The following is a 10,172-nucleotide window of genomic DNA, read 5'->3' as shown; positions in this document are numbered from 1 at the left end:
GCCGGCCATGCATGAACGCAACGCCGGGATTCCCATCACCGTGCCGCTGGTCGACATCGCGCAGACGCTGGCGCGCGCGGGCTTCATCGACCCTCATGGAGAACGCTACAGGCTCTACGAGGAATGGGCGCGCGACTTCCAGGCCGACTTCGAGGCCCGGGCCGCCGCGGGCCGCAAGCCGGGGTGCACCTACCTGCGCGACGTGACCGCCTTCGCGCTGCGGCGCGCCGCGGCGTACGGTTTCGAGGTACGCTGCGAGGACTACGGTCCCCGGCTTTGCAGCGAAGTCCGGCTCATCGCCGGTGCGCGCTGAGGGCGATCGTCACCGGCGAACAATGCTCCACCCGCCCACCGGAAGCAGGACGAAATGAAGAAGACCGATGTTCTCGTGACAGTGATGGGAATGGCCCGATCGGGCCTGGGCTTCACGCCCACCGACGCACTCGCCTGCATCTCCGAGCTCATCGAGCAGGAGGACGCGCAAAGCCCCTACTACGACAGCAACGTCGAAAGGCTGCTGCGGCTGGGCGCCTGCGTGTGGAGCCTGAGGCACGGCATGCTGGCATCGCCGTCCTCCGGGATGCTGCCGAAGCAGTAAGCCCCCCGAGGGCCTCCAAGGCCCCAAAGCGTCGCATCACCCTGCGGCCTTGCCCGCCGGCGCATAGCCGCCAAGGAACACCTGCAAGGCACGCTGGGTCGCCTCGCGCAATTCCTTGCGGGTCATCGGCCCCTGGATGCCCAAGAGGCGCGGCTTGACGGTCTCCGAATCCAGCAACGCCAGCAGGTGGTGCGCCGCCACCGTCGGGTCGGCCGTGCGCAGCCGGCCCTTGCGCATCTGCTGCTCCAGGAAGCCCGCCATCGCGGCGAGCCCCTGCCTGGGGCCGCCCTCGTAGAAGAGACGCCCGATGTCGCTGCGGCCGGACTCGGCGATCACGGCACGCTGCGACTCGATGACTTCCTGCGAGCACACCACCGCCAGGACCTTCTCGCCGAAGCGCTGCAGCACGCGTTCGAGGTCGTCGTCGGCTTCCTGGCCCAGTGCCTCGAAGATCGGATCGAAGTGGCTCTTCGCCGCGCCGAGCATCACCGCGACGAACAGTTCCTCCTTGGAGGCGAAGTAGCCGTAGAGCGTTGCCCTCGAGCCGCCCACGCGCGCGGCGATCTCCACCATGGAGGCGCCCTCGAATCCCAGCTCCCTGAAGACTTCCGATGCCACCTGGACGATGGCGTCGCGCTTCGCTTCGGTCTTTACCCGCATACGGTGTCCCTCCTTATTTCTGTACACGCCTGACTATTTTAATTGACAGCCCATTCAAGTCAAAATACATTTCAGTACAGCACTGTCTATTTAAACGCCGACTGAACCTACCTGCGTCCGGTCGTTTTCCCAGGAGAACCGCAATGCGCCCCCCTCTCACCTACGGCCTGACCTTTGCCGCGGCCGTCGTGTCCACCCTCATGCTCGTCGCCTGCGGCAAGCCCCCGGGCGGCCCGCCCCCGGCGGCAGGCACGCCCGAGGTCGGCATCGTCACCGTGCAGCCGCAGCGCGTGGCCATCACGACCGAGCTGCCCGGGCGCACCGTGCCCTTCCTCATCGCCGACGTGCGACCGCAGGTCGGCGGCATCGTGAAGTCGCGCAAGTTCCGCGAGGGCAGCGACGTGAAGGCCGGCGAGGCGCTCTACCAGATCGACTCCGCCACCTACCAGGCAACCTACGACAGCAACGTCGCCGCGCTCGCCAAGGCGCAGGCCAGCCTGGGCACCACGCGGCTGAAGGCCGAGCGCTACAAGGAGCTCGTGGCCATCAAGGCCGTGAGCCAGCAGGACTACGACGACGCCGCGGCCTCGCTGCGGCAGGGCGAGGCTGACGTCGCGGCGGCCAAGGCGAATGTCGAGACCAGCCGCATCAACCTCGCCTACGCGCGCATCGACGCGCCGATCTCGGGGCGCATCGGCAAGTCGTCGGTCACGCCCGGCGCGCTGGTCACGGCCAGCCAGTCGAGCGCGCTCGCGACCATCCAGCAGCTCGACCCGATCTACGTCGACGTGACGCAGCCCAGCGCCGCGATGCTCCAGCTCAGGCAGGCGATGGCGCGCGGCGACCTGCAAAAGAGCGGCGCCAACGCCGCGAAGGTGCGGCTGCTGCTGGAGGACGGCAGCACCTACGCGCTCGAAGGCAAGCTCGAGTTCTCGGACGTCACCGTGGACCAGAACACCGGCGCCATCACGCTGCGCGCGGTGTTCCCCAACCCCGACGCCGTGCTCCTGCCCGGCATGTACGTGCGCGCCGTGCTGCAGGAAGGTGTGAAGGAGCAGGCATTGCTGGTGCCGCAGCAGGCCGTGTCGCGCGACGGCGCCGGCAAGCCCACGGCCTACGTGGTCGATGCGCAGAGCAAGCTGCAGCGGCGCTCGCTCGAGACCGAACGCGCCATCGGCGACCAGTGGCTGGTGCGCGGCGGCCTGCAGGCCGGCGACAAGCTCGTGGTGGACGGCCAGCAGCGCGCGGCGCCCGGCGTCGCGGTGAAGACGGTGCAGTGGAGCCCCAAGCCGAAGACGGGCACCGACACGGCCAGCGCGGCCCCGGCCGGCGCCGCCGGTGCGGCCAACTGATCGATCGGGAGAGACCCTCATGGCACGCTTCTTCATCGACCGCCCCATCTTCGCGTGGGTGCTCGCCATCATCGTGATGCTGGGCGGCGCGATGTCCATCGCCACGCTGCCGATCGCGCAGTACCCGAGCATCGCGCCGCCCGCCGTCGCGATCACCGCCAACTACCCCGGCGCTTCAGCGAAGACGCTGGAGGACACCGTCACCCAGGTCATCGAGCAGAAGATGAAGGGGCTGGACCGGCTGAGCTACATGGCCTCGACCAGCGAATCGTCGGGCTCGGTCACCATCACGCTCACTTTCGAGAACGGCACCGACCCCGACACCGCGCAGGTGCAGGTGCAGAACAAGCTCTCGCTGGCCACGCCGCTGCTGCCGCAGGAAGTGCAGCAGCAGGGCGTGACCGTGACGAAGTCGGCCACCAACTTCCTCAATGTGCTGGCCTTCACCTCCGAGGACGGCAGCATGAACGGCTCCGACCTGTCGGACTACGTGGCCGCGAACGTGCAGGAGGCCATCAGCCGCGTGGAGGGCGTGGGCGACACCACCCTCTTCGGCTCGCAGTACGCCATGCGCGTGTGGCTCGACCCGAACAAGCTCTCCAACTTCAGCCTCACGCCGCTGGACGTGAAGACCGCGATCCAGGCGCAGAACGCGCAGGTGTCCGCCGGCCAGCTCGGCGGCATGCCGGCGGCCGCCAACCAGCAGATCAACGCGACCATCACCTCGCAGACGCGCCTGAAGACCGCGCAGGAGTTCGAGGACATCCTGCTGCGCACCCAGACCAACGGAGCCCAGGTGCGCCTGCGCGACGTGGCCCGCATCGAGCTCGGCAGCGAGTCTTACAACACGGTCGGCCGCTACAACGGCAAGCCGGCCGCGGGGCTGGCCATCAAGCTGGCCGCGGGCGCCAACGCGCTCGACACGGTCAAGGCCATCGACGCGCGCGTGGCCGAGCTGGAGAAGTTCTTCCCGCAGGGCATGAAGGTGCAGAAGCCCTACGACACGACGCCGTTCGTGCGCATCTCCATCGAGGAAGTGGTGCGCACGCTCGTCGAGGCCGTGGTGCTGGTGTTCCTGGTGATGTACCTCTTCCTGCAGAACTTCCGCGCCACGCTCATTCCCACCATCGCGGTGCCGGTGGTGCTGCTGGGCACCTTCGGCGTGCTCGCGGCCTTCGGCTTCACCATCAACACCCTCACGATGTTCGCGATGGTGCTGGCCATCGGCCTGCTGGTGGACGACGCGATCGTGGTGGTGGAGAACGTCGAGCGCGTGATGACCGAGGAAGGTCTCTCGCCCAAGGAGGCCACGCGCAAGTCCATGGGCCAGATCACCGGCGCGCTGGTGGGCGTGGCGCTGGTGCTGGCTGCCGTGTTCGTGCCGATGGCTTTCTTCGGCGGTTCCACCGGCGTGATCTACCGGCAGTTCTCGATCACCATCGTCTCGGCGATGACGCTGTCGGTGCTGGTGGCGATGGTGCTCACGCCCGCCCTGTGCGCGACGCTGCTCAAGCCGGTACCCAAGGGCCATGCGATGGCGAGCACCGGCTTCTTCGGCTGGTTCAACCGCAGCTTCGACCGCGGCAACCGCCGCTACCAGGGGTTCGTGCGCCACATGATCGGCAAGGGCTGGCGCTACATGGCCGCGTATGCGGTGGTGCTGGCGCTGGTGGTGGTCGGCTTCATGAAGCTGCCGGTGGGCTTCCTGCCGGACGAGGACCAGGGCACGATGTTCGCGCTGGTGCAGCTTCCGCCGGGCGCGACGAACGCGCGCACGGAAGAGGTCATGCGCCAGATGGAGCACCACTTCCTGGTCGACCAGAAGGACGCGGTCTCGGGGCTCTTCACGGTGGCCGGCTTCAGCTTCGCGGGCAGCGGGCAGAACACGGGCTTCGCCTTCGTCAAGCTCAAGCCCTGGGACGAGCGCAAGGGCGAGGCCCTGAGCGTGAACGGCGTCGCGGCAAAGGCCGGCGCCTTCTTCAACACGATCCGCGACGCGAAGGTGTTCGCCTTCGCGCCGCCGGCCGTCGCCGAACTGGGCAACGCCACCGGCTTCGACCTGATGCTGCAGGACCGCGCCAACCTCGGGCACGACGCGCTCATGCAGGCGCGCAACCAGCTGCTCGCCACGCTGGGCAAGGACAAGCGCCTCGTGGCGGTGCGCCCCAACGGCCTGGAGGACTCGCCCGAATTCAGGCTGGAGATCGACCCGCACAAGGCGCAGGCCCAGGGGCTTTCGATGAGCGACATCAACGACACCTTCTCGGCCGCCTGGGGCAGCAGCTACGTCAACGACTTCATCGACAAGGGCCGCGTGAAGAAGGTGATGCTGCAGGCCGACGCGCAGTACCGCATGCTGCCCGAGGACATCGACCGCTGGTACGTGCGCAACAGCGCCGGCACGATGGTGCCCTTCACCTCCTTCGCCAAGGCCGGCTGGAGCTCGGGCTCGCCGCGCCTGGAACGCTACAACGGCGTTCCGTCGGTCGAGATCCTGGGCATGGCGATGCCGGGAGCCGCATCCAGCGGAGAGGCGCTGGCCATCGTCGAGGAGGCGGTCTCGAAGCTGCCCGCGGGCATCGGCTACGAGTGGACCGGACTCTCGCGCCAGGAGAAGGCCTCCAGCGGCCAGACCACCCTGCTCTACACGCTGTCGATCCTGATCGTGTTCCTGTGCCTGGCCGCGCTCTACGAGAGCTGGTCCATCCCGCTGTCGGTGATCCTGGTGGTGCCGCTGGGCGTGTTCGGCGCGCTGCTCGGGGCCTTCCTCACGTGGAAGATGAACGACGTCTACTTCCAGGTGGGCCTGCTCACCACGATCGGCCTCGCGTCGAAGAACGCCATCCTGATCGTCGAGTTCGCGAAGGACCTGCACGCGCAGGGCAAGGGGCTGGTCGAGTCGGCGCTGGAGGCCGCGCGGCTGCGGCTGCGACCCATCCTGATGACCTCGCTGGCCTTCATCCTCGGCGTGCTGCCGCTGGTGCTGGGCAGCGGCGCGGGAGCCGGTGCGCAGCACGCGCTGGGCACCGCGGTGATCGGCGGCATGCTGTCGGGCACCGTACTCGCGATCTTCTTCGTGCCGCTTTTCTTCGTGCTGGTGCGCGGGCTCTTCAAGAGCGGTTCCGCCGAGCCTGCCGAACCCATCGCGCATGCACAACCGGCCACGGCCGCATCCTGAACGAGGCACACGCCATGAATTCCTTTCGCCTTGCGCCGCTGTCCCTCTCCGTCTCGCTCGCCGCGTTGATGACCGGCTGCAGCCTGATACCCGCCTACCAGCAACCCGCAGCGCCGGTGCCCGGCAAGTTCGCCGGCGACACGACGGACGCCGGCTCCGCATCCGCTCCCGTGGCCGACCTCGGCTGGCGCGACGTGTTCACCGACCCGTCGCTGCAGCGCGTGATCGAGATGAGCCTCGCCAACAACCGCGACCTGCGCGTCGCGGTGCTCAACATCGAGAAGGCGCGCGCGCAGTACCGCGTGCAGGACGCGGCGCTCTTCCCCACCGTGAACGCGAGCGCGGGCGGCAGCGGCAGCCGCACGCCGGCCAGCCTGTCGTCCACCGGCGAGACGCTCATCGCGCATCAGTACAGCGCCTCGCTGGGCTTCAGCTCCTACGAGATCGACCTCTTCGGCCGCGTGCGCAGCCTGGGCGAACAGGCACTGCAGCAATTCCTGTCCACGGCGGAGGCGCGCCGCAGCACCCAGATCAGCCTGGTGGCCGAGGTGGCGACCAGCTATCTCACGCTCGCGGCCGACCAGGACCGGCTGAAGCTCGCGCGCGACACGCTGCGCAACCAGAGCGACGCCTACCGGCTCAACCAGCGCAGCTTCGAGCTGGGCACGGCCTCTGCGCTCACGCTGAGCCAGGCGCAGACCAGCGTGGACAGCGCGCGCGTGGACGTCGAGCGCTACACCGCGCAAGTCGCGCAGGACCGCAATGCGCTGGTGCTGCTCGTGGGTGCGGACGTGCCCGACGAACTGCTTCCGCAGGCCCTGCCCGACGGCGCGACGGCGGCCACGAACCCGCTGGCGACCATTCCGCCGGGCCTGCCCTCGGAGCTGCTGCAGCGCCGCCCCGACATCCTGCAGGCCGAGCGCGACCTCAAGGCGGCCAACGCCTACATCGGCGCGGCGCGCGCGGCCTTCTACCCGCGCATCAGCCTCACGGCCTCGGCGGGCTCTTCGAGCAGCGAGCTCTCGGGCCTGTTCAAGGGCGGCTCGGGCGCCTGGAGCTTCGCGCCGCAGATCTCGCTGCCCATCTTCGACGGCGGCGCCAACCGCGCCAACCTGAAGATCGCCACGGTGAGCCGCGACATCTCGGTGGCGCAGTACGAAAAGGCGATACAGACGGCGTTCCGCGAAGTCTCCGACGCGCTGGCGCAGCGCAACACGCTCGGGCGCCAGCTCGATGCGCAGCAGTCGCTGGTGAATGCCACCGCAGACAGCTACCGGCTGTCGCAGGCACGCTTCAGCCGCGGCGTGGACAGCTACCTCAGCGTGCTCGACTCGCAACGCTCGCTCTACACCGCGCAGCAGGACCTGATCGGCACCCGGCTGTCGCGCTTCACCAACCTCGTGACCTTCTACAAGACGCTGGGTGGCGGATGGAGCGAGACCACGGGCGCGGCCGTCCCCGTGGCTGCGGCGCCTTCGGAAAAAAACTCCCGGCCCATGCCATGAGGAGAGCCCATGGCACGCCGGACGGAACCGCTCGCGGATTCCCGGCGTGTCCAGCCGAAAGGCCGCAGAGGATTCTCGAAAGGAAAAGATGATGGCTTTCGCGAAGAAGCCGCAAAGGCTCTCGGGTCCGCCAAGGTGGTGGAGACGATGGCGGGTGCGCCGCTGGCCTACTTCATGGTGCTGGGCGGGCTGTTCGGCGTGCTCTTTCTGCTCAAAGGTCTTTTCTCGGCCTGGTAGCGGGAACCTGCCCGGGCCTCGCAAGGCCCGGCTACTTTCCAGGCCGGTGTTGACCAGCCCCACCCTCTATTGGTGGCAGGCCGACAGCCGGCGAATTCGTCATGCGGCGGCTCCAGGCGCCGGCTCGGTTCATACCAGCGGCGGATCGGTTTCGCGCGCCAGGTGCCGGTGCATGCCCACTGCGGCGATGAACGCCAGGCCCGCATCGGTGGCATCCGCCGCGTCGGCCATGATCAGGCCGGGATCGGGGGAGCCGTCGGGCAGCATCGCCGGAATGCCGGCCTCGGTCAGCAAGGCCTGCGATGCACCGAAGGCCAGGATGGTCTTGCAGTGCCGGTACTGGTCCTTCACGAACTCCATCGTGTGCCCGTCCTGCGCGAGCCATTCCACACCGTGCAGGCCGTCGGGCAGCACCAGGGCGTCGAAGAGCACGCCGGGGCTGTTCTCCAGGCTGGCATCGGCCTCGAAGACGGTGCCGTCCGCCGCCGTGCAGCGCCCCAGACGCGACGCCACGAGGCGCGGCACGGCGCCGGCACGCACGAGCACCGACACCAGCTCGGCCACTGGAGCGCCTTCGATCCCGTCGGCAATCAGGACGGCGATCTTGCGCGTGCGGATGCCGCCCTCGCCCGGACGCGCGAACAGCGACAGCGCGGGCGAGCGGTCGACCTCGGGCGCGGTCGGCACGTCCAGCACGCGCGGCAGCGGCGCGGGCAGTTCCATGCCCAGCCCCGTCGCCACCTGCTGCGCCAGCTCCGGCGAGGCATTCAGCAGCCCGGCGACCATGCGCTCACGCACCGCGGGCACCGTCACCTTCGAAAGTTCGAAGCGGAAAGCGGCTGCGATGTGCGCCTGCTCGGCCGGCGACTGGCTTTCGTAGAACAGGGACGCCTGCGTGTAGTGGTCGGCGAACTTCTCGGGCTTGATGCGCACCTTGTCGCTCGACTCCTTCGCGTCGAGGCGGCGTGCCACGCTGACGAAGCCCTGCGCGGCGCCGGCCTGGAACGGGCAGCCGCCGCCGAGCGAGTTGGGCTCGTAGGCCGTGCGGCCGCGGTGGATGGCCTGCCGGTGCATGCCGTCGCGCTGGTTGTTGTGGCCCTGGGCCACCGGCGCATTGATCGGCAGCTCGTGGAAGTTGGGGCCGCCGAGCCGGCTGATCTGCGTGTCGACATACGAATGGATGCGTCCGGCCAGCAGCGGATCGTTGGTGAAGTCGATGCCCGGCACCACGTGCGCCGTGCAGAACGCGACCTGCTCGGTCTCGGCGAAGAAGTTGTCGGGATTGCGGTCCAGCACGAGCCGCCCCACCACGCGCAACGGCACCAGCTCCTCGGGCACGATCTTGGTGGCGTCGAGCACGTCGAAGCTGAACCCTGCCGCCTGCTCCTCGGTGAAGATCTGCAGCGCGAGCTCCCACTCGGGGTACTCGCCGGCATCGATGGCCTCCCAGAGATCGCGCCGGTGGAAGTCGGGGTCGGCACCGGCAATCTTGACCGCCTCGTCCCACACGAGCGAATGCGTGCCGAGCTTGGGCAGCCAGTGGAACTTGACCAGGCACGACTCGCCCGCATCGTTCACCAGCCTGAAGGTGTGGACGCCGAAGCCCTGCATGGTCCTGTAGCTGCGCGGAATCGCCCGGTCGCTCATCTGCCACATCAGCATGTGGGTCGACTCGGGCATCAGCGAGACAAAATCCCAGAAGGTGTCGTGCGCCGAGGCGGCCTGGGGCATGGCGTGGTGCGGCTCGGGCTTCACGGCGTGCACGAGGTCGGGGAACTTCATCGCGTCCTGGATGAAGAACACCGGCATGTTGTTGCCCACGAGGTCCCAGTTGCCCTCGTCGGTGTAGAACTTGACGGCGAAGCCGCGCACGTCGCGCGCCGTGTCCTTGGAGCCGCGCTCGCCGGCCACGGTGGAGAAGCGCACGAACACGGGCGTGATCTTGCCGGCCTCGCGAAACGGCGCCGCCCTGGTGTGGGCGGTCAGCGGCTCGTAGCACTCGAAGAAGCCGTGGGCGCCGGAGCCGCGCGCATGCACGATGCGCTCGGGAATGCGCTCATGGTCGAAGTGCGTGATCTTTTCGCGCAGGATGAAGTCCTCGAGCAGCACGGGGCCGCGGGCGCCGGCCTTCAGCGAGTTCTGGTTGTCCGCCACGGGCACGCCCTGGTTGGTCGTGAGCCGCTGGCCGCTGGAATCGACACGCACGCGCTCGAGCGGACCGACCGTGGGATCGGTGCCCTCCGGCGCCATGCCGCCGGTCTTGGCCGAGGCATTGGCTTCCGAAGGCGTGCTGGCGGTGGCGAGCCGCGATGCGGGCTGCGCGTGCTGGCCCTGCGGCGCGGAGAGCGCATTCGCGTCGCCGTGCTCCGCCGGCTTGCTGGCATTGGCCGGCATGGCGGCGGCCAGCGCCTGGGTCTCGATCGCCTTGCGCGCGGGCAGGTCGCCGCTGCCGGCTTCCGGCGGTGCCGCATGGGCGGGGCCGCTGTCGGTGTTGCGCGCCGCGGCGCGGGCGGCGTCGATGGCGACAGGCGTGGCGGTGGACGATGGAGCGGCGGCTGCAGGGTTTCGGCTGGAGGTTCGGGAAGTCTTGGGCATGGATGCTTTCGTGAGGTTGCGGGAGGGAAGGACAGGACCGGACGAGG

Annotated in this window: 8 protein-coding genes; 6 read left to right on the top strand and 2 right to left on the bottom strand. The window is 68.8% G+C overall.

Annotated elements, in window-relative coordinates; genetic code table 11:
• The first annotated feature begins 7 nt into the window (after nucleotides 1–7).
• Both ACHMXA_RS12730 and ACHMXA_RS12725 read left to right on the top strand, forming a co-directional pair.
• Nucleotides 8–313 (top strand): hypothetical protein, encoded by a 306-nt coding sequence (locus ACHMXA_RS12730; protein ID WP_176664714.1) that lies wholly within the window; start codon nucleotides 8–10, stop codon nucleotides 311–313.
• 54 nt (nucleotides 314–367) lie between these two features.
• A complete protein-coding gene (locus ACHMXA_RS12725; RefSeq protein WP_176664713.1) occupies nucleotides 368–598 on the top strand; it encodes a hypothetical protein in 231 nt (76 codons plus the stop codon).
• A 36-nt stretch (nucleotides 599–634) separates the two neighbouring features.
• On the opposite strand, the gene ACHMXA_RS12720 is transcribed toward ACHMXA_RS12725, so the two are convergent.
• Nucleotides 635–1,258 carry a TetR/AcrR family transcriptional regulator gene (locus ACHMXA_RS12720; RefSeq protein ID WP_395320870.1) on the bottom strand — a complete coding sequence of 208 codons (624 nt, stop codon included), beginning with the start codon at nucleotides 1,256–1,258 and terminating at the stop codon, nucleotides 635–637.
• Nucleotides 1,259–1,401: 143 nt separating this feature from the next.
• On the opposite strand from ACHMXA_RS12720, the gene ACHMXA_RS12715 reads away from it, so the two are divergent.
• From ACHMXA_RS12715 to ACHMXA_RS12700, 4 genes are read left to right on the top strand one after another with little or no spacing between them, the layout of a single operon-like run.
• Nucleotides 1,402–2,610 carry an efflux RND transporter periplasmic adaptor subunit gene (locus ACHMXA_RS12715; protein ID WP_395320868.1) on the top strand — a complete coding sequence of 403 codons (1,209 nt, stop codon included), beginning with the start codon at nucleotides 1,402–1,404 and terminating at the stop codon, nucleotides 2,608–2,610.
• A gap of 19 nt (nucleotides 2,611–2,629) precedes the next feature.
• On the top strand, nucleotides 2,630–5,788 hold the full coding sequence (locus ACHMXA_RS12710) for an efflux RND transporter permease subunit (RefSeq protein ID WP_395320866.1): 3,159 nt from the start codon (nucleotides 2,630–2,632) through the stop codon (nucleotides 5,786–5,788).
• Between the two features lie 14 nt (nucleotides 5,789–5,802).
• Nucleotides 5,803–7,293 carry an AdeC/AdeK/OprM family multidrug efflux complex outer membrane factor gene (gene adeC, locus ACHMXA_RS12705; protein ID WP_395320864.1) on the top strand — a complete coding sequence of 497 codons (1,491 nt, stop codon included), beginning with the start codon at nucleotides 5,803–5,805 and terminating at the stop codon, nucleotides 7,291–7,293.
• A gap of 9 nt (nucleotides 7,294–7,302) precedes the next feature.
• Entirely contained in the window at nucleotides 7,303–7,530 is a 228-nt protein-coding gene (locus ACHMXA_RS12700) for a hypothetical protein (RefSeq protein ID WP_395320862.1), read from the top strand.
• A 129-nt stretch (nucleotides 7,531–7,659) separates the two neighbouring features.
• Here the strand turns inward: ACHMXA_RS12700 and ACHMXA_RS12695 are convergent, their stop codons facing one another.
• On the bottom strand, nucleotides 7,660–10,125 hold the full coding sequence (locus tag ACHMXA_RS12695; RefSeq protein WP_395320861.1) for a catalase: 2,466 nt from the start codon (nucleotides 10,123–10,125) through the stop codon (nucleotides 7,660–7,662).
• Nucleotides 10,126–10,172: the final 47 nt, after the last annotated feature.

It is taken from the genome of Variovorax sp. UC74_104 (assembly GCF_044055375.1).
Classification (GTDB): domain Bacteria; phylum Pseudomonadota; class Gammaproteobacteria; order Burkholderiales; family Burkholderiaceae_C; genus Variovorax.
Note: the sequence above shows the minus strand (reverse complement) of the source record. Positions and strands in the feature narration are given on the sequence as shown.

What these genes read in the sequence shown, in the direction of transcription:
- ACHMXA_RS12725 (WP_176664713.1), top strand. Translation starts at nt 368, where the DNA reads ATGAAGAAGACCGATGTTCTCGTGACAGTGATGGGAATGGCCCGATCG.
- ACHMXA_RS12710 (WP_395320866.1), top strand. Translation starts at nt 2,630, where the DNA reads ATGGCACGCTTCTTCATCGACCGCCCCATCTTCGCGTGGGTGCTCGCC.
- adeC (WP_395320864.1), top strand. Translation starts at nt 5,803, where the DNA reads ATGAATTCCTTTCGCCTTGCGCCGCTGTCCCTCTCCGTCTCGCTCGCC.
- ACHMXA_RS12715 (WP_395320868.1), top strand. Translation starts at nt 1,402, where the DNA reads ATGCGCCCCCCTCTCACCTACGGCCTGACCTTTGCCGCGGCCGTCGTG.
- ACHMXA_RS12720 (WP_395320870.1), bottom strand. Translation starts at nt 1,258, where the DNA reads ATGCGGGTAAAGACCGAAGCGAAGCGCGACGCCATCGTCCAGGTGGCA.
- ACHMXA_RS12695 (WP_395320861.1), bottom strand. Translation starts at nt 10,125, where the DNA reads ATGCCCAAGACTTCCCGAACCTCCAGCCGAAACCCTGCAGCCGCCGCT.
- ACHMXA_RS12730 (WP_176664714.1), top strand. Translation starts at nt 8, where the DNA reads ATGCATGAACGCAACGCCGGGATTCCCATCACCGTGCCGCTGGTCGAC.
- ACHMXA_RS12700 (WP_395320862.1), top strand. Translation starts at nt 7,303, where the DNA reads ATGGCACGCCGGACGGAACCGCTCGCGGATTCCCGGCGTGTCCAGCCG.